The sequence below is a fragment of the Leifsonia poae genome (assembly GCF_050632865.1).
In the GTDB taxonomy this organism is placed as follows: Bacteria; Actinomycetota; Actinomycetes; order Actinomycetales; family Microbacteriaceae; genus Leifsonia; species Leifsonia poae_B.
This window is the reverse complement of sequence record NZ_JBODSA010000001.1, coordinates 421,354-444,939: the sequence shown is the minus strand read 5'-3', so window position 1 is coordinate 444,939 and position 23,586 is coordinate 421,354. Positions and strand designations below refer to the sequence as shown.

The window sequence follows — 23,586 nt, the reverse complement described above, 5'->3', positions numbered from 1 at the left end:
CTAGCGCGCTCGGCGCTTGCGGTGGCGCACACCTCCCGCGATTGCCAGAAAAGTCGCCGCCGCCGCCCCCGCGACGCCCGCGACCACCAGGTCCACCGCCACCACGGCCGGCTCGATGGCGGTGCCGACCGGCGCGAACGCCAGCACAATCGCCGCCAGCGCGATCGCCGCGGCGAAGGCTCCCGCCGATGACAGTCCTTGCATGGCCTCATCCCCCGTTCGAAGGCCTTCGTACGGGTCGGACTATATCCACCCGGCACCCCGTCGGGGAGGTACGACTTGTCGTGTTTACCGAATCGTCACCACGCGGCCGTTCGGCTCCTCGTCTCCGTACGCGGCCGAGAGGATGCGGTAGGAGCGGGTGAGGAACGCGCCGAGCGCGAGGGCGATCATGATCAGCCCGGAGAAGACGAAGACGAGCGCGATGCCGCGAGTGCTGCCGTCGCCCAGCAGCCAGCCCCAGGTTGCCCCGCCGGCCTCGGTCGTCATGTACGGGATGATGAGGAACTGCGCGATCGGGGCGATGATGAACGCGGTCACGGGAGCCGCGGCCGACTCCATCGCCTGCGCGAAGCCGAACACCCGCCCCTGGCGGTCGTACGGGACCACCTTCTGGATGACCGTCTGCTCCGCCGCCTCGACGGCCGGGATGAGCAGCATGTAGACGAAGATCCCGCCGGCGTACAGCGGCCACCACTCCCGCAGCGTGAAGGTCGCCCCGAGCACGCCCATCCCCGCGACCAGCAGCAGCATGGTGCGGATGGGGTTGCGCCCGAGGCCGAACCGGGCGACGACGAGGCCGCCGAGGATGAAGCCGGTGGACGCGACGCCCAGCACGATCCCCCACAGCTCGACCGAGAAGAGCTGTAGGCCGTACGGGTCCATCAGGGCGAGGTACACGCCGCCGATGAGGTTGTTGAACGTCGAGAAGATGATGAGCGCGAAAAGCCCCGGCGCGCCCCGGATGGCGGACACGCTGCCCCGCAGGTCGATGGCCGGGGTCGACGCGTCCGGCTCCGGCAGCTCCTCCGGGATGCGCAGCCACAGGAGGTGGAAGGCGACCAGCCCGGTGAGCACGATGGCGATGACGAGCGTCCATCCCATCCCGAGCAGTCCCACCGAGAGCCCGCTGAAGACGCTCGTGACGATGAACGCCAGTCCCTGCACCGTCCCGACTAGGCCGTTGGCGTTGGCGTGGCGTTCGACCGGGACGAGCAGGGTGACGGTGGTCGACAGCGCGATGTTGCGGAGGTTCTCGACGACGGCGCCGAACAGGATGACGCCGGAGAAGATCCAGAACATCGGGCCGCCGAGGTCGAGCAGGGCGTCCTCCGGGAAGAACAGGAAGAGCACCCCGGCGACGCAGAACGACACGAGCGTGATGAGGGCGGCGAGCAGCATGACCGTCTGCTTGCGGTGGCGGTCGACGAAGGTGCCGAACAGCAGCGACACCACGGCGACCAGCAGCATGTACGCGCCGCCGACGATCCCGGTCGCGAGCACCGACCGGGTCTCGAGGTACACCCAGAAGACCAGGGCGAACCAGAGGAAGCTCGTGGTGACGTTGGCGACCGCGGTGTTGACGAGCACCTGCGCGAACGTGCGCATGCCCTCCTTCGCGGACGCCGTCGTCATGGCCCCGACCCTACTGGGCGGGGAACTCCGCCGGGTAGGGCTGGTCGGCGTCGGCCGAGCGGCTGACGGGCGCCCACGCCTGGTCGGAGGTGAGGAGGCGGCGGTCCTGGGCGACGCTCATCTCGCTCGCCGTGACGCCGAGCGGGAGGTTGGTCGGGATGTCGTCCCGCTTGGCGACCGCGACCAGGATCTCGGCTGCGCGGACCGGGTCGCCGGCGGGCGCGTTCCCGCTCTGCCGGACGCGCGCGTTCATGAGCCCGACGGTCTGCGCGTACTGCTCCGGGATGTCGTGCACCTCCATGGAGGCGCCCGCCCAGTCGGTCCGGAAGCCGCTCGGCTCCACGACGAGCACCTTCACCCCGAACGGTGTGGTCTCGGCGCGGAGGACGCGGCTGAAGCCGTCGATCGCGAACTTCGCCGCCTGGTACGAGGCGATGCCGGGGGAACCGCCGACGCGGCCGCCGACGGACGAGAACTGGATGACCAGCCCGCCGCCCTGCGCGCGCAGCAACGGGATGGCGGCCTTGCTGACGTTGTAGACGCCCCAGAAGTTGGTCTCGAACTGCGTGCGGACGTCGGCGTCGTCGGCCGTCTCGATCGGCGCCACGTTGGCGTAGCCGGCGTTGTTCACGATGACGTCGATGCGGCCGAAGCGTTCCCGCGCCTCCGCGAGTGCCGCGGCGGCACGCGCGGCGTCGGTGACGTCGAGGGCGAGCGGGAGGATGCGGTCGCCGTACTCGGCAACGAGGTCGTCGAGCTGTTCCGGCCGGCGCGCTGTGGCGGCGACCCGGTCGCCGGCCTGGAGGGCGGCGACGACGAGGGCGCGGCCGAAGCCGCGCGAGGACCCTGTGATGAACCATGTCTGTTCCATGGACTTAATGAAACACCGTTTCGCTACGTAATGCAACTCGGTTGCGCTAAGCTGGGTCCATGAGCTCTGCCGACACGTTCCAGCGGGCCCGCTCCGCCGAGGCGAAGGCCGCCCGCGAGCAGGCCATCCTCGATGCCGCGCGCACCCTGGCATCCGAGCGGGGCATCCGGGAGATCACCCTCACCGACATCGCCGACGCGGTCGGGATGCACAAGTCGGCGATGCTCCGCTACTTCGAGACGCGCGAGGAGATCTTCCTCCGGCTGACGGCGGACGGCTGGCGCGAGTGGACGCCGGTGCTGTGCGACCGCGTGCGCGCCGCATCCACTCCCTCCGGCGTCGCCGCCGCCTTCGCGGCCACGCTCTCCGCGCGCGGGACGTTCTGCGACCTTCTCGCGCAGGCGCCGCTCAACCTCGAACGCAACGTCTCGGTGGAGGCGGTCCGCGCGTTCAAGCTGACCACCGGCGCGAGCCTGGCGCGAATCGCAGAGGCGGTCCGGGAGGCGCTGCCGGAGCTCTCGGACACGGCCGCGCGCGACCTCGTCGCCGCCGCGACCTCGCTGGCCGGCACGTTCTGGCAGATCTCCACGCCGCCGCCTCCCATCGCGGAGCTCTACCGCACCGACCCGCGGCTCGGACACGCGCTCGTCGATCTGGAACCCCGGCTGCGCCGGATCCTCACCGCCTACCTCACCGGCGCCCTCGCGGGCTGAACTGCCGGCGCCGCCGGGCGTACGGTATCGGCGTGACCGACGCCTCCACCGCCCCCACGTCGACCTCCCGCCGCAGCGCGTCGTCCGGCCGCACGCCCGCCTTCGCCGTCTGCATCGCGGTCGGCGCGCTGACCATCCTCGACCTGTCGGGGGTGAACGTCGCGCTGCCGTCCATCCAGCGCTCGCTGCACGCCGACTCGACGCAGCTGCAGCTCATCGTGGCCGGGTACGCGCTCGCGTTCGGGCTCACCCTCATCCCCTCCGGGCGGCTGGGCGACACCCGGTCGCGCAAGGCGATGTTCGTCATCGGCCTGATCGGCTTCAGCCTGGCGAGCGCTCTGTGCGCTCTGGCGCCCGGGATCGTGTGGCTGACCGTCACGCGCTTCCTCCAGGGTGCCGCGGCGGGCGTCCAGATGCCGCAGGTGCTCGGGATGATCCAGCAGCTCTATAGAGGAGAGGAGCGCGGGCGCGCGTTCGGCGTCTTCGGTGCGATGGTCGGCATCGCGACGGCGATCGGGCCGACCCTCGCCGGTTCCCTCATCGCGATCGGGGGCGCGACGGAGGGTTGGCGGCTGCTGTTCTGGTTCAACGTGCCGTGCGGAGCCATCGCGCTGTTCTTCGCGCTCCGCTACCTGCCGAAGCGCCAGGACCGCCCCGAAGGCGGCACCCAGCTCGACCCGATCGGGCTGGTGCTGCTCGCCGCCGCCATCCTGGGCCTGATGCTGCCGTTCCTTCTCACCACCGGGTCCTCGACCGACGACCCGAAGCGGTGGCTGTGGCTGATCGCGTTCGTCGTCGCAGGCGCGGCCTTCCTGCTCTGGGAGCGCGCCTACCGGCGGCGCGGACTGTCGCCGATCGTGCACCTGGAGCTGTTCCGCATCGCCTCGTACCGCAACGGCCTGCTGATCGCGGCGGTGTACTTCGCCGGGCTCCCGGCGAGCTTCCTCGTGACAACGCTCTACCTCCAGGAGGGGCTGCACGCGCAGCCGCTCGCCGCTGGGCTGGTCAGTGTCCCGTTCGCGCTCGGCGCCGCCGTCTCGGCGTTCGTCGGCGGCCGGCTGGTCCAGCGTTTCGGGCGTGCACTGGTGGTGACCGGTCTGGTCATCGTGATCGTCGGCATCGGCGCGCTGCTGGCGTCCGCGACCCTGGCTCCGCCGTCCACCGCCGCGTGGTTCATGGCCGGGTCGACCCTGATCGGCGGGATCGGCGGCGGGTTCGTCATCTCGCCGAACCAGACGCTGACGCTGTCCGAGATCCCGCCGGAGGAGGGCAGCGCAGCCGGCTCGATCGCGCAGCTCGGACAGCGGATCGGGACGGCCGTCGGGATCGCGCTGGTGACGGCGGTGTTCTTCGCGACCGTGCCGGGCGGAGGGTCGCATCCCGTCGCGCAGTATCACGACGCGGTTCGCAGCGGGTATCTGATGACCCTCGCGCTGCTCGCGGTCGCGCTGATCGTCGGTCTGGTGGACCTGCGCGAACGCCACAAGGCCGGCAAGCGCGGCATCTGACGGCCGCTGGCGCGTCACTCCCGGGGAAGCCGCCGGCCTCCCCGTAGCCTGAACCTGTATTCAGCCGCTCGGGATGGGGGTCCGATGCTCACGCAGTCCGCGCGCCGTCGTGCGCCCTTCGTCGCCGTTGCGGCGGCCGGTCTTCTCGCCCTCGCCGCCCTCACCGGATGCGCAGGCAAGGTCGGCAACGCGCCCGCGGCGCTTCCGAGCGACGCACCGCTGACCGCCACCCCGCTCGCGACGGCGAGTGACACCCCGACGGCGACGCCGACTCCCACGCCGACCGGGGCGCCCGTCCCCGACCCTCCGGCGACCGCGCCCACTCCCCGGACCCCGCCGCGGCGAAGGCGCTCGCGGTGCAGGCGTGCGAGACGATCGCGGACGGCTTCGCGGCGGCGAGCGTCGCCACGGCCGCGCCCCTGGCCGCGCAGGCGGCGGCCGGTGACGCCGTGTGGCAGCCGCTCGCGAACGACCTCGAGTTCATCCGCACCCACCCCATCGACCCGCAGACGGGAGTCGGTCCGCAGCAGACGGTCGACTCCTCCACCGCGGCCGCGCACGACTGCTTCACCCTCGCCGGCGTCACGGTGAGCCAGGACTGACATGCGACGCTCCCCACGGACCGTGCTCCGCGCCGCCCTGCTGCTCGTCGTCGCCCTGGTGGCGGGCGCCGCGACGGCCGCCTCCCCCGCCGCCCCCGCCCAGGCGTGGCTCTCGCAACCCGCCGAGAGCCGGTGCGTCGAGACGTGCGTCAACGTGCCCACGACGCCGCAGGCCGCGGCGCAGAAACTGCTCGACTACAACGCGTCGGGCCAGCTCATCATCGAGTGGGCCGAGCGGGACATCATCCCGAACGAGATTCAGCCGATCGCCAACGGCACGATCGGCGCGACCCCCAGTGCAACATCGACCTCCGAACGCTGCAGACGCTGATCATCGTGATCCGCAACTACGGCTCGGTGCAGGTCAGCGACCTCAACCGGCACTGCGCCAACGACGGCGTCGCCACGTGCGCGAGCAACCCGACCTCGCGGCACTGCACCCCGGCCGGCGCGCCGAACGCCATGGACCTCACCTGGATCGGCGGCGGACGCACACGCGGCAACGACGTGTCCACGAACGTGCTGCTGCCGTTCCTCGACTCCTTCATGCCGTCCGGGTCGCGCGCCGGCCAGGCCGCAGGCAGCGACGGCTGCGGCGCGTACTGGATGCCGCCACTCGCGAACATCTCGCGGTTCGCGGACTACTGCACGCACATCCACGTCGACTTCGGGTCGACGACCGCTGCCCTGCGCGGGCTGACGACGCGCTGACGCGGGGTTCTTCAGTCGATCGGGTTTGTCCGCCCGACGATCAGCGGGTCGACCGGCGTGAACGGGAACCGCGGCAGCTGCGCCTCCGGCACACCGAACGCGGCCGACAGCACCTCGCGCGAGAACGCCGACGCGGTCGCCCGGTAACCGATGTCGCCCGGCGTGGGCTGGTCGAAGAAGATCAGGAAGTGGATGCCCTCCTCCCCCAGCGCCTCGATGTGGTGCGGATACGCGCGCGGGATGAAGTACGCGTTGCCGGGCTCCAGCTCGTACGTGTCGAGGGTGCCGTCCGGGTCGAGCACCGTCATGCGGGCGTGTCCGCTCTGCACGTAGCCGAGCTCGGCGGTGACCGGGTGCCAGTGCGGCTCGCGCATCCCCGTGTTCGCCACCTCGAGCGAGTACATCGAGAGGTCGTCAAGGGCCGCCCAGAACTGCTTGCGCCCGAGCCGAGCGCTGCCGTAGTCGTACGAGAGCGGCGGGTTCTGGCCGCCCAGGTCGAACAGGTGGGCGTTCGGCAGGCCGGCGGTGTCCGGGATGCGCGCCGCACCCTCCCGCCGCACGATCTGCTGCGCGTCGTGCCGGTCGAAGGCTGCGAAGGCCGAGGACGGGAGGTCGTAGGTGTTGCCGAGCACGGCATCCGTCATCGCGTTGAAGCTGTTCTGCAGCGAGAAGTGCGCAGGGCGCGCCGTGCGGAGGGACGCGATGATCTCCGCCGTCTCCTCCCCGACGTTCTCGATGTGGTAGATCGCGCCGGATGCCACGTGGTACATCTGCCCGGGCTGGACGACGAAGCTCGCGAACTCGTCGGCGTTCGCCAGCATGGAGACCAGGACCGTGCCGCGCACGACATAGGCGATCTGGTTGGCGTTGACGTTCCACTGCGGCTCGCGCACCCCGCCGGGCTCGAGCACGATGCGCTTGAGCGACATCCGCTTCAGGATCGGGAAGTCGTCGGCGGTGAGCTGTGAGATGCGGCCGAAGTCGTTCTCGTAGGTGTCGGCGGAGTCGATCAGAGAGGCGACGTGCGGGGAGGTCGTGGGCATGCGGGTTTCCCTTCGGTGAACGGCTTCACCGCCACGCTAAGGGCCGCCCGCGGCCGAGGACAACGCTTGCGGGAGAACGATCACTGCCTGTAGGAGATCACTGCGGGTAGGGCGTCTCGCCGCGCTCGAGCATCCCGATCAGCTTCGCCAGCCGGTTGGCGCGGCTGGTCTCGCTCGGTGCGGTGTTCACCCGCCAGAGCACGGCGTACCGGTTCTGCGCGTTCAGCCGCTCGAACGTCGCGGTCGCCTCCGGGGAGGCGGACAGCGCGGCGGCGAGGTCGTCGTGCATCCCGATCGTCCCGGCGCCGCTGTATGCGCGCTCCCAGCGCCCGTCCGCCTTGGCGCGCTCGATCTCCGCGTGCCCGGCTGGACGCATCCGCCCCTCGGCGATCAGGGTCGCGACGAGGCCGATGTTGCGCTCCGACCACAGCGACGTCTTGCGCCGCGGCGTGTACCGCTGCACGAAGGTCGTCTCGTCGCGCCCCTTGCGCTGCCCGTCGATCCACCCGCTGCACAGCGCCTCCTGCAGAGCCTCCTGGTAGGTCAGGCTCGTCGGCTCGGTGACGCCCTTCTTGGCGAGCACGAGCCAGACCCCGTCGGAGGTCGACTCGTTCTCATCGAGCCACGCGCGCCACGCCGCCTGATCGGCGACCAGGAGTTGCTGGGGTGCGGGTGCGTCGCCGGCCATGCCGCGATCCTACGGGCGACCGCCGACAGTGGGTGACGCCTACACCGTCCCCGGCCGCGGCTGCTCGGCCGCAGGCGCGTCCGCCGTCTCCTGCAGCGCGCGGATCAGCGACCGCGCGTCGTACGGGCCGACGTGGCGACGGCCGTTGATGAAGAAGGTGGGGACGGCGGTGATGTCCATCGCCTCGGCATCCAGCATGTCGTCGCGGACGCGGGCCGCGACCTCGGGCGACGCCAGGTCGCGTTCGAAGCGGTCGAGGTCGAGGCCGAGCTCTTCGGCGCGGCGCATGATGTCGGACGGGAGCTGGTGCTCCTGGTCGGCGAACAGGCTGCGCTCGAACTCGAAGAACTTGCCCTGCCGCGCCGCCGCCTCCGACGCCTCGGCCGCTGCCAGCGCGTTCGGGTGGAAGCGGGTCAGCGGGGCGTGCCGCCAGACGTAGCGGAGCCGGTCGCCCAGCTCGCGCTGCACCTCCACCACCGAGCCAGTGGCCTTGAGGCAGAAGCCGCACTGGAAGTCGCCGTACTCGACGATCTCGAACGGCGCGTCGGGCGATCCGAAGACGTGGTCGCGCGCCGGGTCGACGGGGCGCATGAGCCGCACGCCGGCCTCCTCCTTCGGCCGATGCGCGTCCGAGATGCGGAACAGCACGGTCGCGACCAGGAACGCGACGATCGTCGCAGCGAGCACGCCCACGCGCGCCGCGTTCTGCGCCTCCTCGCCCGGGATGGCCAGGTCGACGATGAACAGCGAGATGGTGAAGCCGATGCCGCACAGCGCGGCCCCGCCGGCCAGCCGGTCGAGGGTGAGGCCGGGCCCGAAGTCGCCGATGCGAAACACGCGCAGCAGCGCGGTCGAGCCGAAGACTCCGACGAACTTGCCGACGACGAGGCCGACCAGGACACCCCAGGCGATGGGCGAGACGATGGCGCCGAGGAGGATGTCGCCGCTCAGCCGCACCCCGGCGTTGGCGAGTGCGAACAGCGGCAGCGCGACGTACGCCACGTACGGCCCCCACGCCGACTGCAGCCGCTCGTTGATCGAGATGGACTCGCGCAGGCTGTTGGCCGCGGCGCGGGCGTACTCGGTGTTCGGCGACTGCCGGAAGGTGCGGGCCAAGTCGAGCGCGTGCTCCACATCCCGCCGGTTGGGCCGGTAGACCGGGATGAGCAGGGCGATCGCGACGCCCGCGAGCGTCGGGTGCACGCCCGAGGCGAGGAACGCCAGCCAGACGATGATGGCGAGGGTCGCGTAGACCGGCCCGCGGCCGCCGCGCAGGTAGCGGGTGAAGTACACGCCCGCCAGCCCGACGGCCGCCACGATCAGCGGGACCGGGTTGAAGTTCTCCGTGTAGACGAGCGCGATGATGCTCAGCGCACCGATGTCGTCCACCACCGCGAGCGCCAGCAGGAACACCCGCAGGCGGCCGGTCGCGCGCGGGCCGACGAGGGCGAGTGCGCCCACGAGGAACGCCGTATCGGTGGAGATCACGACTCCCCAGGCGTGCTCCATGCCCGTGCCGAGCGTGAACATCACGTAGATGATCGCGGGCACCGCCAGCCCGAAGACGGCCGCGACGACCGGGACGACGGCGCGCGACCAGCTGGTCAGCTCGCCGATCGCGAACTCGCGCCGCACCTCCAGCCCGACGGTGAAGAAGAAGATCGCCATCAGGGCGTCGTTGACGAGCGAGTGGAGGGTGAAGTCGAGCTGCAGGTCGCCGACACCGATGTTGAGGTGCGTCTCCCAGAACTGCTCGTACCCGGCGAACGAGATGTTGGCCCACACGATCGCGACGAGGGTCGCCGCGACGAGCAGGAGCGCCCCGATCCGGCTGCGGCCCATCGCGCGGAACCGCTCCGTCAGCGTGGGACGGCGGTCGCGCGACTGCTCCGGGGACTCGGGGTCCGGCGAGCGCTGGATGACGGTGAGGGGGATGGCCACGGGCGCGAGTTTACCGAGTGCGGCGGCTGCGGTCACGCCTTCGCGACGCGGCTGTGGAGGGAGCCGTGCGGCTACCGCCGGACCTCCTCCGTCGCCCCCGGCTCGAGGTCTCGCGACGGGCGGGCGTGGCGCTCGGCACGACGACGGCGTCCGCGGACGAAACCCGTGGCGAGGAGCAGAATGCCCACTCCCAGCAGGACGGCCGCGCCGACGGTGAAGCCGACGTTCCAGGCGGCGAACTCGCCCGTGCTGTTGCTCCCCGGCGTCTCGACGCCGTAGCGGGTGAGGCACACGATCCCCGCCACGACCAGCACCGCCCCGACCACGTAGAAGACGACCGATCGTCCTCCGCTGAACATGCTCATTCCCTGTCTCCTTCCACTCGATCTCACGGCGCCTCACGGTCAGCGCTGGCGGCGCCCCCGGCCGCCGCCGTGGGTGCTCCCGTTGGCGCCGTTCGCCTTCCGGCTGCCGAGCGCGATGCTGATGGCGGGCACCGCGACGACGGCCTCGCCGTCCCGGCCCGCGACGATGAGCCCCGTCGAGCTGTCCGCGGAGTCCGCGAGCCGGAGGAGCCATTCACGGTCGATGTCGGGCGCGCGCGAGCCGTCGAACTTGAAGTACAGGGGGATGGACGGATCCACCCAGATCGCGCTGCGGCCGTCGCCGACCTCGTTGGCGTCACGCCAGGACACGGCGAACGACTCGGATCGCCGGAGCTTGTTGACGATGACGATCTGCAGGTGGGCGAGGACACGGTCCTCGAACTCGACGCGCATGTTCCCGTAGATGAGGTGTCCCATGGGGCTCAGTTCTCGAGCGGGTCGTGGTCGGTGCGCATCTCGTAGGACTGCGTCAGCCGATTGATCCCGCGTCGCATGTACTCGACGACGAGCTCGTTGTCGGGCTCGCTGCCGCTGCCGTTGGTGGACTCGATCACCATGGTCGTGGACGGGTTCAGCAGGAACGTCGCGTCGACCTCGTTGCCGTCCACACCCATCGCGCGCAAGGTGACGGAGTCGGTGCTGTTGTTCCGACCGAGGACGGTGGCGTAGCTCATGAGCAGGTCGGCTGCCTCGTCGCCGACCAGCAACGACTTGTCGCCGTAGGTGACGTGCTTCATGGGGTCGACGGTAGGCGCGAGAAAACCCCGCACAGGCGGTTGACAAACCGGCCCGGGCGGTGAGTCACGTCCTCGGGAAGAAACGCGGGACGCTCCCGGTTGCCGGTTTCTGACGGGGCGAGCGCCGCCCCGCGAAGGAGGACGACATGGCGGACATCACGATCATCGGCGGCACCGGTTTCACCGGCTCCCACATCGCACAGGAGGCCGTGTCGCGCGGCCACCGCGTCACCTCGCTCAGCCGCTCCGAGCCGGCCGAGCCGGTGGACGGAGTGAACTACCTGACCGGGTCGGCCGACGAGCCGGAGCAGGCCGTCGACGGCGCCGACGTGATCGTGGCGACCGTCTCCCCGCGCGGCGACAGCGCCGGCACCCTGGGCCGCCGCTACACGCGTCTGGCCGAGCTGGCGGATGCCTCCGGAGCACGGCTGGTCGTCATCGGCGGGTTCAGCTCGCTGCGCCCGGCGCCGGGTGCTCCGCGGTTCGCCGAGGGCGACGACCTGCCGCCGGAGTTCGCGGACGAGGCCCGCGAGCTGAACGCCGTGCTGGAGGACCTGATCGCGAATGCGCCGGAGGGCCTGGACTGGGTCTTCGTCAGCCCCGCCGCGACCTACGGCTCGTACGCGCCGCAGACGGAGCCCCGCGGCTCCTACCGCGTCGGCGACGACGTCGCGCTGTTCGACGCCGACGGCGCCTCCTTCATCGGCGGCGAGGACTTCGCGAAGGCGGTCGTCGACGAGATCGAGACCCCGTCGCGTCGCCGCGCGCAGGTGCACTTCGCCTACTGAACCGCCTCCGGCGGGGTCGCATCGGTGTGGACGCCGACGAGCGTGATGCTGCCGAGCAGGGCGAGTTCGTCGAGCATCCGCTCGACGACCTCTCCGCTCGCGCTCACGGCGGAGGAGAACTGGAGCGACAGCGGCCGCCGTCCCGCGATGAGCACGTGCTCCTCGGCGTCGCGGGCATGCACGACGAGCGACACGCTCCCGTGGGCGGAGAGCGCCTGCATGAGGACCGGCTGGAGGTTCACGAGGTCGGCATCGTCGATCTCATAACATCGACGATCCACGAGCAGCTGCCCCATGATGGCTTCCTCCTCTATTGGTAAGCCGGGCTAGATAGTAACTCTCCTATTTATTGCCCGGGCCGAATAGACACGAATTCTCAGGGAGACGGGTCTCCTGCGCCTTGCCCACTCGGCGGCCCCGTGGCACCGTTCAGAGGGAACGCGATCGACGGGAGCGGAGCGGGGATGGCGAAGCAGAAGATGCTCGAGAAGGCGGCCGAGAAGGCGTTGAAGCGCGCCGAGAAGGCCGTGGACCAGGCGCTCGAAGCGGTCGAAAGGCTCGACAAGAAGAAGGCGAAGAAGCGGGCCAAGGCGATGCAGAAGGAGCTCGCGGACGCCGTCGGCCGGAGCACGACGGGGACGGACGATGCAGCGTCGTCGGTGGTCGACCTCACTCCACCGCTCCCGTCCGTTCGGGACCAGGGCGTCGAGGAGACCGTCGAGTTCGCCGGCTCGGTCACCACCTCCGCCCCGCACGACCCCGAGCTCGACGGCCTCACGGTTCAGGCACTGAGGGATGTAGCTCGCACCCGCGGCCTCCGCAACGTCTCGAAACTGAGCAAGGGCCAGCTCATCGAACGCCTGAGCGAGTAACCGCCCGGTCGACGTGCCCCACGGCACGACGGACTACGGTGACAACCACGGAAGGAGACCGAGTGGACGACGAGGCGCCCGAGGTGACCGAGAGCACGACCGATACCGGCGTGGAGACCACCGGGGAGGTGACGGAGGAGCTGCCGCCGGAGGAGATCACCTACGACGAGCAGCTGTACCCCGCGCGTCCCCGCCGACTGCGGCCGCGGGCGAACCTGCGCGGCGGCAGCATCCGCCGGTCGTTCTCCGACCCGCGCGCGGCCAACGGCCAGAACCCGGCGTACGTCGAGTGGCTGGTCCGTCAGTCCATGCTGAAGGATGCGGACGTGCTGAGCCGTCAGCTCTCCGGCTCGCCGAGCATGTGGCGCAACCCCTACGCCCGCCCGGACGCGCGCCGCGCCGTCTCGACCTCGGACGTCTGGTTCACCGCGTACCCGATCTCGCTGATCACCCGGCCCGGGGAGTCGTTCCTGACCGCGCTGGCCGATCCCGAGCTGTGGACCGCGTTCGAGCGGATCGGCATCAACGGCCTCCACACCGGTCCCGTCAAGCGGGCCGGCGGCATCCGGGGCTGGCAGGAGACCCCGAGCGTCGACGGCCATTTCGACCGCATCGGCACGCAGATCGACCCCGCCTTCGGCGACGAGGAGACCTTCCGCCGCCTGACGGACGTCGCCGAGGAGCACGGCGGCAGCGTCATCGACGACATCGTCCCGGGCCACACCGGCAAGGGTGCCGACTTCCGCCTCGCCGAGATGGCCTACAAGGACTACCCCGGCATCTACCACATGGTCGAGATCCCGCCGGACGAGTGGCACCTGCTGCCGGACGTGCCGGAGGGCCGCGACTCGGTGAACCTGGATGCGGCGACCGAGGCGTCCCTCGCCGAGAGCGGCTACATCATCGGCGAACTGCAGCGCGTGATCTTCTTCGCGCCGGGCGTCAAAGAGACGAACTGGAGTGCGACGGCACCGGTGATCGGCGTGGACGGCATCACCCGTCGCTGGGTCTACCTCCACTACTTCAAGGAGGGCCAGCCCTCGGTGAACTGGCTCGACCCGACCTTCTCGGGCATGCGGCTGGTCATCGGCGACGCCCTCCACTCGCTCGGCGACCTCGGCACCAGCGCTCTTCGACTGGATGCGAACGGCTTCCTCGGCGTCGAGAAGAGCGCAGAGGGGATGCCCGCCTGGTCGGAGGGGCACCCGCTCTCTCACGCGGCGAACCACATCATCGCCGGTATGGTCCGCAAGGTCGGCGGCTTCACCTTCCAGGAGCTGAACCTGACGGTCGAGGACATCCGCGACACGGGTGCGGTCGGCGCCGACCTGTCCTACGACTTCATCAACCGCCCGGCGTACCACCACGCCCTGGCGACCGGCGACACGGAGTTCCTGCGGCTCACGCTGCGCACCTCCCTCGAGCTGGGCGTCGAGCCGGTGAGCCTGGTCCACGGCATGCAGAACCACGACGAGCTCACCTACGAGCTGGTCCACTGGGCCACCCTGCACGCGAACGACGTCTACACCTTCCGCGGCGAGGAGATCACCGGAGGAGAGCTGGCCCAGCGCATCCGCGCCGACCTGACAGAGGCGATCACGGCCCCGACCGCGGACTACAACCTGGTCTTCACGACGAACGGGATCGCCTGCACCTCGGCGTCGCTCATCGCGGCGACGCAGGGCCACGCGACGCTCGACTCGATCACCGAGGACGACATCCCCGCGATCCGGGATGCTCACCTGCTGCTCGCGGCGTTCAACGCCTGGCAGCCAGGCGTCTTCGCACTCTCCGGCTGGGACCTCCTCGGCTCGCTGACCGTCCCGCGCTCGGAGGTCGCCGACCTGATCGCCGAGGGCGACACACGCTGGGTGGAGCGCGGCGCGCACGACCTCCTCGGGGTCGCCCCGGAGGCGGAGCGCTCGCCGTCCGGAATGCCGCGGGCGCGCTCCCTCTACGGGACGCTGCCCGAGCAGCTGCGGACGCGCGACTCGTTCGCGAGCCGCCTGCGCCAGCTGCTGCGCATCCGCAACCGCTGGGGCATCGCGACCGCCCGCCAGGTGGACGTGCCGGACGTCGCGCATCCCGGGATGCTCGTCCTGGTGCACGAGCTCGAGACGCTGGATGAGCAGGGGCTGCCGATCGTGCAGTTGACCGTGCTCAACATGACGGACTCGGCGGTCGACGGCACCGTCCGGTCGGAGGCGCTTCCCCACCGCGCGACGGTGACGGACGCTGCCGACGGCAGCGAGGTCGGGACTGTGGACGACCTGGCGAGCTTCCCGGTCAGTGTCCCGGCGTACGGCGCCCGCTTCCTCATCCTGAAGCGGACGCCCGCCGAGCAGTGACCGCGCGCCGGATCAGGCCAGCAGTTCCCGTACGCGGGGGACGACCTCCACGCCGTACAGCCGGATGGCGGTGAGCAGGGACTCGTCGGTCATGCCCGGGATGCCGTACTTGAGGTCGAACCGGTGGGCGCCCAGGATGCGGAGGTTCGCGGCGATCTTCGTCGCGACGGTCTCCGGCGAGCCGACGTAGAGGCTGCCGTCCGGCCCGAGCTCGCGCTGGAACGACGCCTCGGTCGGGATCGCGAAGCCGCGGGTGGCGCTCACCTTGGTGATCATGTCGCGGAAGTGCGGCCAGAACTCCTCCCGCGCCTGCTCGTCGGTCGCGGCGACGTGGCCGGGCGAGTGCAGACCGATCCGCCCCGGAGGCCGGCCGAACTGCTCCAGCGCCTTGTGGAACAGCTCCGCGTACGGCGCGAACCGGGCGGCAGGGCCGCCGATCACGGCGAGCATCAGGTCGAAGCCGTAGTGCGCCGTCCGGATCACGGACTCTGGGCTGCCACCCACGCCGATCCAGGTGGGCAGCGGCGATTCGAGGTGCGGGACCACATCCTGGTCGCGCAGGCCGGCGCGGGTGCGCCCCTCCCAGGTGACGGGACCGCCCTCACGCAGGCGGGCGAAGAGGTTCGTCTTCTCCTCGAACAGGTCCTCGTAGTCGGACAGGTCGAAGCCGAACAGCGGGAAGGAGTCGATGCTCGAGCCGCGCCCCAGGATGATCTCGGCCCGGCCGTCCGAGACGGCGTTCAGCGTCGAATAGCGCTGGAAGACGCGGACGGGGTCGTCCGAGCTCAGCACGGTCACGGCGGAGCCGAGGAGGATGCGCTCGGTGCGGGCGGCGATCGCGCTCAGCACGACGTCGGCCGCCGAGAGCGGCATGTCGTCGGTGTGGTGCTCGCCGATCCCGAAGAAGTCGACGCCGGCCCTCTCAGCGGCGACGCCGTGCCCGACGAGGTCGCGGATGGTCTGCGCGTGCGAGATCGGACGGCCTTGGGCGTCGGCGGTGACGTCGCCGAAGGTGTTGAGGCCGAAGGTGAGCGGGAAGGTCCGGGGCTCGGTGTTCTTGGGTGCGGTGTTCATTTGTGTGTATCTCTCGGGTGATCGGTGATTCAGGCGGCCGTCTCGAGTTCGCCCGCGACGGCGGCGCGGAAGGCGGCGGCGTCGAGCCGCGCGCCGAAGACGGGACCGCCGGGCTCGAACGCGACGCCGTCGCGCAGGCTCTCGGCGAGCACCGTGTCGTAGCCGGCGTCCTCGATGAGGGAGGCGACGACCGCGGCGGCGTCCGGGTCGTCCGATGCCACGCCGAGCGCGCGGCGGTCGGGGTCGCCTGCGGGCCGGCGGTCCTCCTCCATCTCGTGGTAGCCGATGTGGTTGAAGGTCTTCACGATCCGGGCGGCGGTGAGCTCGCGCTGGACGATCTCGCTGCTGGTCAGCTCGCCGTCCTCGAACAACGGCTGAACGCCGTCCGTCGGCGCCCAGTAGTTCATGGAGTCGACGACGATCTTCCCGTCCAGCATCGAACGGTCGAGCCCCGCGAACCGGTGCAACGGGATGGCGAGGATGACCACGTCCGCGTCGGCGACGGCCTCCGCGGCCCAGCGCGGGCGGGCGCCCGGCATGACGACGGAGGCGATCAGCTGGATGCGCTGCGGGTCGCCCGAGGCGGCGACATCCACCTCGTACCCGGCGTCGAGCAGGATGCGCGCGAGCGCCGAGCCGACGTGTCCGACGCCGAGGATGGCGACGCGCGGTCGGGTGATGGCGGTCATGAGCGGTCTCCTTCCGTGGCGTCTTCTGCGGCGTCGAGGTGCGTGCGGATGCTGCCGAGCACGTCGGCGAGGGCGTCGAGCTGCTGCGGCTCCAGCGCGTCGGCGAAGAGCCGCTTGACGGCCCGCAGGTGCGGCCCGGATGCCTGCCTGATGGCCTGGAACCCGTCGTCGGTGAGCAGGACGAGCGCGCCGCGGTTGTCACCGGGGCAGTCGGTGCGGCGGATCAGACCGCGCCGCTCCATCCGGCCCAGCTGGTGCGAGACACGGCTGCGCTCCCAGCCGATCGCGTCCGCGACCTCGGACGACCGCAGGGTGCGGTAGGGCGCCTCGGTGAGGCCGAGCAGCACGGCGTAGTCGCCGGGCGACAGCTCGACGCGCTGCAAGTCGGCGGACAGCAGGCGGCGCAGCTGGTCCGTGGTGTCGAGCAGCGATCGCCAGACGGCGAGCTCGCGGTCGGTCAGGCGCTCGGGGGCGGCGGTCGGTGTCATAGTGGCTCGGTCCTGTCCGTCAGCGAAAGTAGCTGACATGTCAATCAACCGAGGGACGCCGCCGTTTGTTCCCTGCGTGCGCGCGGGCTTGTACGGTTGCATCCATGACCGAACTGCCGGACGCGCTCCCCGCCGACTACGACCCCGCCACCGTGTTCCGGGTCGTCGCGATGCCGGTCAGCCAGGGCTGGGGCGTCTGGCTGCGCGCGGCGGACGACAGCATCATCCACAGCTTCGGCCTGGGCTTCCCGCCCGGGACGCCCTTCGACCCGGACGTGCTGAACGTGCTCGGCCCGATCCTCAACGTGCAGTACGCGCTGGCCTACCACGGCCCCGAGTCCTGGGACGAGCTCGAGGGCCACTGGTCGGCCGTCGTGTACGAGTACACGCCGCGGTGAGCGCACCTCCCCTCCGCGCTTGATTCGTGCCCAATGTGCGCTATTCGTCACGAATACCGCTCATTCGGCACGAATCACCCACCCACTGGGGCGCTCTCGCGCTTCGCCCCCTCGCCCCGCTCCAGCGCGATTCGTGACGAATGGTCGCTACTCGTGGCGAATACGGTGCATTCGTCACGAATCGTTAGGCGTCGGTGTGCTCAGGGGTGGTGCGGCGGAGGGGCTGCAGCCGGGTGAGTTGGGTGACGTGGTGGGGGCCGAGTTCGGCGAGGGTGCGGACTTGGAGGAGTTTCATGGTGCGCATGAGCTGGTCGGTGAGGATCTGGATGGTGCGGTCGACGCCTTCGCGGCCGCCGGCCATGAGGCCGTAGAGGTACGCGCGCCCGATCAACGTGAACTTCGCGCCCAACGCGTAGGCGGCGATGATGTCGGCGCCGTTCATGATGCCGGTGTCGATCGCCACCTCGGTGTGCTGCCCGACCTCCCGCACCACCTCGGGGAGGAGGTGGAACGGGATCGGTGCCCGGTCCAGCTGTCGGCCGCCATGGTTGGACAGCACGATCCCGTCCACACCGAAGTCGGTGAGCTTCTTCGCGTCCTCTACGTTCTGCACGCCCTTGATGACGAGCTTCCCCGGCCACAGCGCGCGGATCTCGGCGAGGTCGTCGTAGTCGATCGACGGGTCCATCGCCGCGTTCAGCAGGTCACCGACGGTCCCACCGGTGGCCGACAGGGACGCGAACTCCAGTTTTGGGGTGGTCAGGAAGTCGTACCACCACCACGGCCGCGGGATCGCATTCACAATGGTGCCCAACGTCAACTGGGGTGGGATGGAGAACCCGTTCCTCTTATCCCGCAACCGCGCCCCGGCGACCGGGGTGTCGACCGTGAAGAACAGGGTGTCGAACCCGGCAGCGGCCGCCCGCTCCACCAGCCCGTACGAGATTTCCTTGTGCCGCATCACATACAGCTGGAACCAGTTCCGCCCCGTTGGGTTCGCCGCCTTCACCCCCTCGATCGACGTCGTCCCGAGCGTGGACAGGGTGAACGGAATCCCCGCAGCCCCCGCCGCACCAGCCCCCGCGGTCTCCCCTTCGGTCTGCATCAACCTCGTGAACCCGGTCGGCGCGATCCCGAACGGCAACGCCGACCGCCCACCCCAGATCTCACACGACGTATCCACCGTCGACACATCCCGCAGGATCGACGGGTGGAACTCCACATCCTGAAACGCCTGCCGCGCCCGCGCCAGTGACAGCTCCCCTCCGCAGCCCCTTCCGTGTAGTCGAACGCGGCCCGCGGAGTCCGACGGCGAGCGATCCGCGCCAGATCCTCGATCGTCAGCGCCGACTCCAACCGCCGCTTTTTCAGATTCAGCTCCGGCTTCTTGAACTGCATCAGTTCCAAGAGTTCGACGGGCTTCGGGAATTGACGGTCGACCATGCGAATGGATCCTAACGGGGGTCGTAGCGGACGATGTGGGCGGTGCGGGCGACCAGGGCGCGCAGCGTCTCCAGGTCGCCGGTGAGGAGGCCCGCTGCGCGCGCCTGCACCAGGACGTTTCCGATCGCGGTGGCCTCCACGGGCCCGGCGAGCACGGGCAAGCCGCTGCGGTCGGCGGTCGCCTGGCAGAGCAGCGCGTTGCGCGCTCCCCGCCGACGATGTGGATGGTCTCCACCGGCACACGGGAGAGCTCCGCCGCGCGATGGGCGGTCTCTGCGATTGCGGCCGCAAGGCTCTCGACGATCACGCGCACCATCCCGGCCGGTGATACGGGGGCGCGCAGTCCGCGCTCCTCGAACCATGCGGCGATGCGGGACGGCATGTCGCCGGGTGCGAGGAAACGGGGGTCGTCGGCGTCGAACACCTCCGCCGGGCGTGGCAACTCAGCGGCCTCCGCCAGCAAGCCCGGCAGTTCGACGTGCAGACCGCGACGCTGCCACTCGCGAATGGACTCGCTCAGCAGCCACAGGCCCATGACGTTGTGGAGGTAGCGGATGCGGCCGTCGACGCCGCCCTCGTTGGTGAAGTTCGCCGCGCGCCCCTCCTCGGTGACGACGCGGTGCGGCAGCTCCACGCCGACCAGGCCCCACGTGCCGCACGAGATGTACGCGGCGCGGGACGCATCCATCGGCACCGCGACCACGGCCGAGGCGGTGTCGTGCGAGCCGACCGCGGTGACGACCGGGCCGGAACCCGCGAACGGGAGGTCGGCGGCGAGCGACGGAAGCATCCCGCCGACCGCGGTACCGGCGTCCACGAGCGGGGCGAACGCTCCGCGCGGGAGGCCGAGCCGTTCGACGAGCGCGTCGTTCCAGTCGCCGTCCGCGGTGAGGAGCCCCGTCGTGGACGCGTTGGTCCGCTCCGCCTGCCGGGCACCGGTGAGCCAGTACGTCAGCAGGTCCGGGATGAGCAGGAAGCCGTCGGACGATGCAAGAGTCCCGTCGGCCGCATCCACGGCCAGCTGGTACAGCGAGTTGAACGGGAGGAACTGCAGCCCGCCCTGGCGGTAGAGCTCAGCCGGATCCACCGCTGCGTGCGCCAGTGCGACGCCCCGCTCGGTGCGCTCGTCGCGATAGTGATACGGCTCACCCAGAAGCCGGCCGTCGCGCAGCAGCCCGTAGTCGACGGCCCACGCGTCCACGCCGATGCTGCGCAACGCGGGGTCCGACCGGGCGACCGACGCGAGCCCGTCGAGCACGCTCGCGTACAGCCCGGTCACGTCCCAGTGCAGGGCCGCGCGGTCCCCCTCCCACACCCGCACGGGCGTGTTGGGGAAGCGTGCCGCCTCCGTCAGCTCGAGCGTGTCCGCCCCGACGCGGGCGTGCATGACCCGGCCGCTGGTCGCGCCCAGGTCGACCGCGGCGACGGTACCGGTGCTCATCGCAGGAAGGCCGCGGCCACTCCGGCGTCGACCGGGATGTGCAGGCCCGTGGTGTGGTCCAGGTCCGCGGAGGTCAGCACGGCCACCGCGTTGGCCACATTCTCCGGCAGAACCTCGCGCTTGAGCAGCGTCCGCTGGGCGTAGTACTTCCCCAGCTCCTCCTCCGGCACCCCGTAGACCGCGGCGCGCTTGGCGCCCCAGCCGCCGGCGAAGATGCCCGAGCCGCGGACGACGCCGTCAGGGTTGATGCCGTTGACCTTCACGCCGTAGTCGCCGAGCTCGGCCGCGAGCAGCCGCACCTGGTGCGCCTGGTCGGCCTTGGTGGCCGAGTAGGCGATGTTGTTCGGGCCGGCGAAGACGGAGTTCTTGGACGAGATGTAGACGATGTCGCCGCCGAGGCCCTGCTCGATGAGGACCTTCGCCGCCGCCTTGGACACCAGGAACGAGCCCTTGGCCATGACGTCGTGCTGCAGGTACCAGTCGGCTTCGGTGGTCTCGAGCAGCGGCTTGGAGATCGACAGTCCGGCGTTGTTGACGATCAGGTCGAGTCCGCCGAACTGCAGAAGCGCCTCCTGGATGCCCTTCTGGATGTCGGACTCGCTGGTGACGTTCGCCGCCACCCCGATCGCCACATCCATGCCGCCCAGCTCCGCCGCCGCCTCCTGCGCCTTCGCCAGGTCGAGGTCGGCGATGACGACGCACGCGCCCTCAGCAGCGAGCCGGGTCGCGATCGCCTTGCCGATCCCGGACGCCGCACCGGTGACCAGCGCGATACGGCCGGCGTGGGACTTGGGCTTCGGGAGGCGCGCCAGCTTGGCCTCCTCCAGCGCCCAGTACTCGATCCGGAACTTCTCCGACTCGTCGATCGGCGCGTACGAGGAGATCGCCTCGGCGCCGCGCATGACGTTGATCGCGTTGATGTAGAACTCGCCCGCCACCCGCGCGGTCTGCTTGTTCGCCCCGTAGGAGAACATCCCGACGCCCGGGATGAGCACGATCGCCGGGTCCGCGCCGCGCATCGCGGGCGAGTCCGGTGTCGCGTACTTCTCGTAATAAGCGGTGTACTCGGCCCGGTACTGCTCGTGCAGCTCCTTCAGCCGGGCGATCGAATCCTCGATGGACGCGTCGGCCGGCAGGTCGAGGATCAGCGGCTTCACCTTGGTGCGCAGGAAGTGGTCCGGGCACGAGGTGCCCAGCGCGCCGAGGCGTGCGTGCTCCTCCGAAGCGAGGAAGTCGAGCACGACATCCGCGTCGGTGAACGAGCCGACCTGCGGCTTATCCGTCGACGCCAGCCCACGAAGGGTCGGCGCGAGCGCCGCCGCCTTCGCCCGGCGCTCCGCCGGCTCCAGCGGCTCGTTCGCCGCGATGCGCGCCCCGAACGGCTCGGGACGGCCGTTGGCGGCGATGTAGTCGGCGGCGGTCTGGATGATCCACAGCGAGTTGGCCTCCGCCTCCTCGCTCGTGTCCCCCCAAGCCGTGATCCCATGCCCGCCCAGGATGGTGCCGATCGCCTCCGGGTTCGCGGCCTTGATCGCCGCGATGTCGAGGCCGAGCTGGAACCCGGGACGTCGCCACGGCACCCACACGACGCGGCCGCCGAACACCTCGGCCGTCAGCCGCTCGCCATCCGCCGCCGTCGCGATCGCGATGCCCGAGTCCGGGTGCAGGTGGTCGACGTGCGCCGCATCCACCAGGCCGTGCATGGCCGTGTCGATCGACGGCGCCGCACCGCCCTTGCCGTGGAGCGTGTAGTCGAACGCGGCGACCATCTCATCCTCGCGCTCGACCCCGGGATACACGTTCTGCAGCGCACGGAGCCGGTCCAGGCGCAGCACGGCGAGCCCTTGCTCGGTGAGCGTGCCCAGGTCTCCCCCGGAGCCCTTCACCCACAGCAGCTCGACGGGCTCGCCCGTCACGGGGTCGGTCTCGGTGCCCTTCGCGGAGGTGTTGCCGCCGGCGTAGTTGGTGTTCTTCGGGTCAGACCCGAGGCGGTTGGAGCGGGCGATCAGGGCTGCGACGGTCTCGTTCGTCATGCGGGTCACGCTCCCCATCCGGCCTGGGTGCCGCCCACGCGCTCGGCCTCGATCTTCTCCTGGTACCCCGACGCCTTGTACGCGGCCATCGGGTCCGCCGGCAGCCCGCGCGACTCGCGCCAGGCGGCCAGGTCGGCGCGCACATCGGTGTTGAACGCATCCATGAACACGGTGTTGGCGGCGAGCACGTCGTTCGCGCGCTGGGCGGCGTCCAGCGCCTCCACATCCACCAGCAGCGCCTTCGCGGTCGCCTCCTGCACATTGAGCACCGAGCGGATCTGGCCCGGGATCTTCGCCTCCAGGTTGTGGCACTGGTCGAGCATGAAGGCGACCTCGGGGTTGCCGTAGCCGCCGCCCTGGATGACCTCGAAGATGATCCGGAACAGCTGGAACGGGTCCGCGGCGCCGACGATCAGGTCGTCGTCGGCGTAGAAGCGGCTGTTGAAGTCGAACGACCCGAGCTTCCCGAGGCGCAGGAGCTGCATCACGATGAACTCGATGTTCGTGCCCGGCGCGTGGTGGCCGGTGTCGAGGCAGACGAACGCGCGGTCGCCGAGCGCCGCGGTCTGGACGTAGCTCGTCCCCCAGTCCGGAACATCCGTGTGGTAGAACGCCGGCTCGAAGAACTTGTACTCCAGCACCAGCCGCTGGCCCTCGCCGATCCGCTCGTAGATCTTCTGGAGGCTGTCGGCGAGCCGGTCCTGCCGGGCGCGCATCGAATCCTGGCCCGGGTAGTTGGTGCCGTCGGCGAGCCAAATCTTCAGGTCGCGCGAGCCGGTCTCGTTCATCACGTCGATGCACTCGAAGTGGTGGTCGATCGCCTTCTGGCGGATGCGGTCGTCGTGGTGTGTGATCGACCCGAACTTGTAGTCGTCGTCCTGGAAGGTGTTCGAATTGATCGTGCCCAGCTGAACGCCGTTGTCCTCGGCGTGCTTCTTGAGGTCGGCGTAGGAGTCGACGCTGTCCCACGGGATGTGCAGCGCCACGGTCGGCGCGAGACCGGTGTTCTTGTGAACCTGCGCCGCATCCGAGATCTTCTCGAACGGATCGCGCGCGGTGCCCGGCGTGCCGAACACCCGGAACCGGGTGCCCGAGTTCCCGAACGCCCAGCTCGGCAGCTCGATCGCCTGCTGCGCCAGCCGGTCGCGGATGTCGTCGGTGAGAGTCATGGTTTCGC

Annotated in this window: 24 protein-coding genes and 2 pseudogenes; 9 read left to right on the top strand and 17 right to left on the bottom strand. The window is 70.4% G+C overall.

Features of this window, described 5'->3' with window-relative positions:
* The 3 genes from ACRAWB_RS02180 to ACRAWB_RS02170 all read right to left on the bottom strand — a co-directional run bounded on the left by ACRAWB_RS02180 (position 1) and on the right by ACRAWB_RS02170 (position 2,506).
* On the bottom strand, positions 1-204 hold the full coding sequence (locus ACRAWB_RS02180) for a hypothetical protein (protein WP_431351853.1): 204 nt from the start codon (positions 202-204) through the stop codon (positions 1-3).
* Positions 205-288: 84 nt separating this feature from the next.
* Positions 289-1,635: an MFS transporter gene (locus ACRAWB_RS02175; RefSeq protein WP_431351852.1), complete on the bottom strand. Its 1,347-nt coding sequence runs from the start codon at positions 1,633-1,635 to the stop codon at positions 289-291.
* A 10-nt stretch (positions 1,636-1,645) separates the two neighbouring features.
* The gene (locus tag ACRAWB_RS02170) at positions 1,646-2,506 is read right to left on the bottom strand and encodes an SDR family NAD(P)-dependent oxidoreductase (RefSeq protein WP_431351851.1); all 861 of its coding nucleotides are present in this window, start codon (positions 2,504-2,506) and stop codon (positions 1,646-1,648) included.
* Positions 2,507-2,565: 59 nt separating this feature from the next.
* On the opposite strand from ACRAWB_RS02170, the gene ACRAWB_RS02165 reads away from it, so the two are divergent.
* The 5 genes from ACRAWB_RS02165 (at position 2,566) to ACRAWB_RS02145 (ending at position 6,040) form a co-directional block, all read left to right on the top strand.
* Positions 2,566-3,219: a TetR family transcriptional regulator gene (locus tag ACRAWB_RS02165; RefSeq protein ID WP_431351850.1), complete on the top strand. Its 654-nt coding sequence runs from the start codon at positions 2,566-2,568 to the stop codon at positions 3,217-3,219.
* 32 nt (positions 3,220-3,251) lie between these two features.
* Entirely contained in the window at positions 3,252-4,727 is a 1,476-nt protein-coding gene (locus ACRAWB_RS02160; RefSeq protein ID WP_431351849.1) for an MFS transporter, read from the top strand.
* A gap of 356 nt (positions 4,728-5,083) precedes the next feature.
* Positions 5,084-5,329 carry a hypothetical protein gene (locus ACRAWB_RS02155; RefSeq protein ID WP_431351848.1) on the top strand — a complete coding sequence of 82 codons (246 nt, stop codon included), beginning with the start codon at positions 5,084-5,086 and terminating at the stop codon, positions 5,327-5,329.
* A gap of 1 nt (position 5,330) precedes the next feature.
* The gene (locus ACRAWB_RS02150; RefSeq protein WP_431351847.1) at positions 5,331-5,660 is read left to right on the top strand and encodes a hypothetical protein; all 330 of its coding nucleotides are present in this window, start codon (positions 5,331-5,333) and stop codon (positions 5,658-5,660) included.
* A gap of 5 nt (positions 5,661-5,665) precedes the next feature.
* Complete coding sequence (locus tag ACRAWB_RS02145) at positions 5,666-6,040, top strand: hypothetical protein (protein WP_431351846.1); 375 nt, start codon at positions 5,666-5,668, stop codon at positions 6,038-6,040.
* Positions 6,041-6,051: 11 nt separating this feature from the next.
* Here the strand turns inward: ACRAWB_RS02145 and ACRAWB_RS02140 are convergent, their stop codons facing one another.
* From ACRAWB_RS02140 to ACRAWB_RS02115, 6 genes are all read right to left on the bottom strand, one after another.
* Positions 6,052-7,083 carry a cupin domain-containing protein gene (locus ACRAWB_RS02140; RefSeq protein WP_431351845.1) on the bottom strand — a complete coding sequence of 344 codons (1,032 nt, stop codon included), beginning with the start codon at positions 7,081-7,083 and terminating at the stop codon, positions 6,052-6,054.
* A gap of 97 nt (positions 7,084-7,180) precedes the next feature.
* On the bottom strand, positions 7,181-7,771 hold the full coding sequence (locus tag ACRAWB_RS02135) for a YdeI/OmpD-associated family protein (RefSeq protein WP_431351844.1): 591 nt from the start codon (positions 7,769-7,771) through the stop codon (positions 7,181-7,183).
* A gap of 39 nt (positions 7,772-7,810) precedes the next feature.
* Positions 7,811-9,712, bottom strand: coding sequence for a Na+/H+ antiporter NhaA (gene nhaA / locus ACRAWB_RS02130; protein WP_431351843.1), 1,902 nt, complete (start codon positions 9,710-9,712; stop codon positions 7,811-7,813).
* Between the two features lie 71 nt (positions 9,713-9,783).
* Positions 9,784-10,077, bottom strand: a complete 294-nt coding sequence (locus ACRAWB_RS02125; protein ID WP_431351842.1) for a hypothetical protein — start codon at positions 10,075-10,077, stop codon at positions 9,784-9,786.
* A gap of 39 nt (positions 10,078-10,116) precedes the next feature.
* The gene (locus tag ACRAWB_RS02120; RefSeq protein ID WP_431351841.1) at positions 10,117-10,515 is read right to left on the bottom strand and encodes an ATP-dependent DNA ligase; all 399 of its coding nucleotides are present in this window, start codon (positions 10,513-10,515) and stop codon (positions 10,117-10,119) included.
* A gap of 5 nt (positions 10,516-10,520) precedes the next feature.
* Positions 10,521-10,835 (bottom strand): hypothetical protein, encoded by a 315-nt coding sequence (locus tag ACRAWB_RS02115; RefSeq protein WP_431351840.1) that lies wholly within the window; start codon positions 10,833-10,835, stop codon positions 10,521-10,523.
* Between the two features lie 146 nt (positions 10,836-10,981).
* On the opposite strand from ACRAWB_RS02115, the gene ACRAWB_RS02110 reads away from it, so the two are divergent.
* Entirely contained in the window at positions 10,982-11,623 is a 642-nt protein-coding gene (locus ACRAWB_RS02110; RefSeq protein ID WP_431351839.1) for an NAD(P)-dependent oxidoreductase, read from the top strand.
* On the opposite strand, the gene ACRAWB_RS02105 is transcribed toward ACRAWB_RS02110, so the two are convergent.
* Positions 11,617-11,919 (bottom strand): hypothetical protein, encoded by a 303-nt coding sequence (locus tag ACRAWB_RS02105; RefSeq protein WP_431351838.1) that lies wholly within the window; start codon positions 11,917-11,919, stop codon positions 11,617-11,619. The two genes, ACRAWB_RS02110 and ACRAWB_RS02105, sit on opposite strands and share 7 nt — an antisense overlap.
* A 168-nt stretch (positions 11,920-12,087) precedes the next feature.
* Here ACRAWB_RS02105 and ACRAWB_RS02100 point away from each other — a divergent pair, with 168 nt between their 5' ends.
* Together ACRAWB_RS02100 and treS are read left to right on the top strand one after the other, a co-directional pair.
* On the top strand, positions 12,088-12,495 hold the full coding sequence (locus tag ACRAWB_RS02100) for a Rho termination factor N-terminal domain-containing protein (RefSeq protein ID WP_431351837.1): 408 nt from the start codon (positions 12,088-12,090) through the stop codon (positions 12,493-12,495).
* A gap of 110 nt (positions 12,496-12,605) precedes the next feature.
* Positions 12,606-14,843, top strand: a complete 2,238-nt coding sequence (gene treS, locus ACRAWB_RS02095) for a maltose alpha-D-glucosyltransferase (RefSeq protein ID WP_431352694.1) — start codon at positions 12,606-12,608, stop codon at positions 14,841-14,843.
* A 12-nt stretch (positions 14,844-14,855) separates the two neighbouring features.
* On the opposite strand, the gene ACRAWB_RS02090 is transcribed toward treS, so the two are convergent.
* Genes ACRAWB_RS02090 through ACRAWB_RS02080 form a run of 3 tightly spaced genes read right to left on the bottom strand, consistent with a single transcriptional unit; the run spans position 14,856 to position 17,094 of the window.
* Complete coding sequence (locus tag ACRAWB_RS02090) at positions 14,856-15,917, bottom strand: LLM class flavin-dependent oxidoreductase (RefSeq protein ID WP_431351836.1); 1,062 nt, start codon at positions 15,915-15,917, stop codon at positions 14,856-14,858.
* A 29-nt stretch (positions 15,918-15,946) separates the two neighbouring features.
* On the bottom strand, positions 15,947-16,606 hold the full coding sequence (locus ACRAWB_RS02085) for an NADPH-dependent F420 reductase (protein WP_431351835.1): 660 nt from the start codon (positions 16,604-16,606) through the stop codon (positions 15,947-15,949).
* Positions 16,603-17,094: a MarR family winged helix-turn-helix transcriptional regulator gene (locus tag ACRAWB_RS02080; protein ID WP_431351834.1), complete on the bottom strand. Its 492-nt coding sequence runs from the start codon at positions 17,092-17,094 to the stop codon at positions 16,603-16,605. The genes ACRAWB_RS02085 and ACRAWB_RS02080 overlap by 4 nt, the downstream gene beginning before the upstream one ends.
* Before the next feature lie 104 nt (positions 17,095-17,198).
* On the opposite strand from ACRAWB_RS02080, the gene ACRAWB_RS02075 reads away from it, so the two are divergent.
* Entirely contained in the window at positions 17,199-17,492 is a 294-nt protein-coding gene (locus ACRAWB_RS02075) for a hypothetical protein (protein ID WP_431351833.1), read from the top strand.
* Between the two features lie 184 nt (positions 17,493-17,676).
* Here ACRAWB_RS02075 and ACRAWB_RS02070 read toward each other — a convergent pair.
* The 4 genes and pseudogenes from ACRAWB_RS02070 to rhaI form a co-directional block, all read right to left on the bottom strand.
* Positions 17,677-18,935 (bottom strand): annotated as a pseudogene (locus ACRAWB_RS02070) (alpha-hydroxy acid oxidase).
* Positions 18,936-19,203: 268 nt separating this feature from the next.
* Positions 19,204-20,322, bottom strand: a pseudogene (locus ACRAWB_RS02065) (rhamnulokinase); the annotation flags it as partial.
* A gap of 50 nt (positions 20,323-20,372) precedes the next feature.
* Positions 20,373-22,409: a bifunctional aldolase/short-chain dehydrogenase gene (locus tag ACRAWB_RS02060; RefSeq protein WP_431351832.1), complete on the bottom strand. Its 2,037-nt coding sequence runs from the start codon at positions 22,407-22,409 to the stop codon at positions 20,373-20,375.
* 5 nt (positions 22,410-22,414) lie between these two features.
* Positions 22,415-23,578, bottom strand: coding sequence for an L-rhamnose isomerase (gene rhaI, locus ACRAWB_RS02055; protein ID WP_431351831.1), 1,164 nt, complete (start codon positions 23,576-23,578; stop codon positions 22,415-22,417).
* Positions 23,579-23,586 lie beyond the last annotated feature (8 nt).

Excerpts from the sequence above, each read along its gene's own strand:
- ACRAWB_RS02180 (WP_431351853.1), bottom strand. The coding sequence starts at position 204 with ATGCAAGGACTGTCATCGGCGGGAGCCTTCGCCGCGGCGATCGCGCTG.
- ACRAWB_RS02175 (WP_431351852.1), bottom strand. The coding sequence starts at position 1,635 with ATGACGACGGCGTCCGCGAAGGAGGGCATGCGCACGTTCGCGCAGGTG.
- ACRAWB_RS02170 (WP_431351851.1), bottom strand. The coding sequence starts at position 2,506 with ATGGAACAGACATGGTTCATCACAGGGTCCTCGCGCGGCTTCGGCCGC.
- ACRAWB_RS02165 (WP_431351850.1), top strand. The coding sequence starts at position 2,566 with ATGAGCTCTGCCGACACGTTCCAGCGGGCCCGCTCCGCCGAGGCGAAG.
- ACRAWB_RS02150 (WP_431351847.1), top strand. The coding sequence starts at position 5,331 with ATGCGACGCTCCCCACGGACCGTGCTCCGCGCCGCCCTGCTGCTCGTC.
- ACRAWB_RS02140 (WP_431351845.1), bottom strand. The coding sequence starts at position 7,083 with ATGCCCACGACCTCCCCGCACGTCGCCTCTCTGATCGACTCCGCCGAC.
- ACRAWB_RS02135 (WP_431351844.1), bottom strand. The coding sequence starts at position 7,771 with ATGGCCGGCGACGCACCCGCACCCCAGCAACTCCTGGTCGCCGATCAG.
- ACRAWB_RS02125 (WP_431351842.1), bottom strand. The coding sequence starts at position 10,077 with ATGAGCATGTTCAGCGGAGGACGATCGGTCGTCTTCTACGTGGTCGGG.
- ACRAWB_RS02120 (WP_431351841.1), bottom strand. The coding sequence starts at position 10,515 with ATGGGACACCTCATCTACGGGAACATGCGCGTCGAGTTCGAGGACCGT.
- ACRAWB_RS02115 (WP_431351840.1), bottom strand. The coding sequence starts at position 10,835 with ATGAAGCACGTCACCTACGGCGACAAGTCGTTGCTGGTCGGCGACGAG.
- ACRAWB_RS02110 (WP_431351839.1), top strand. The coding sequence starts at position 10,982 with ATGGCGGACATCACGATCATCGGCGGCACCGGTTTCACCGGCTCCCAC.
- ACRAWB_RS02105 (WP_431351838.1), bottom strand. The coding sequence starts at position 11,919 with ATGGGGCAGCTGCTCGTGGATCGTCGATGTTATGAGATCGACGATGCC.
- ACRAWB_RS02100 (WP_431351837.1), top strand. The coding sequence starts at position 12,088 with ATGGCGAAGCAGAAGATGCTCGAGAAGGCGGCCGAGAAGGCGTTGAAG.
- ACRAWB_RS02090 (WP_431351836.1), bottom strand. The coding sequence starts at position 15,917 with ATGAACACCGCACCCAAGAACACCGAGCCCCGGACCTTCCCGCTCACC.
- ACRAWB_RS02085 (WP_431351835.1), bottom strand. The coding sequence starts at position 16,606 with ATGACCGCCATCACCCGACCGCGCGTCGCCATCCTCGGCGTCGGACAC.
- ACRAWB_RS02080 (WP_431351834.1), bottom strand. The coding sequence starts at position 17,094 with ATGACACCGACCGCCGCCCCCGAGCGCCTGACCGACCGCGAGCTCGCC.
- ACRAWB_RS02075 (WP_431351833.1), top strand. The coding sequence starts at position 17,199 with ATGACCGAACTGCCGGACGCGCTCCCCGCCGACTACGACCCCGCCACC.
- ACRAWB_RS02060 (WP_431351832.1), bottom strand. The coding sequence starts at position 22,409 with ATGACGAACGAGACCGTCGCAGCCCTGATCGCCCGCTCCAACCGCCTC.
- rhaI (WP_431351831.1), bottom strand. The coding sequence starts at position 23,578 with ATGACTCTCACCGACGACATCCGCGACCGGCTGGCGCAGCAGGCGATC.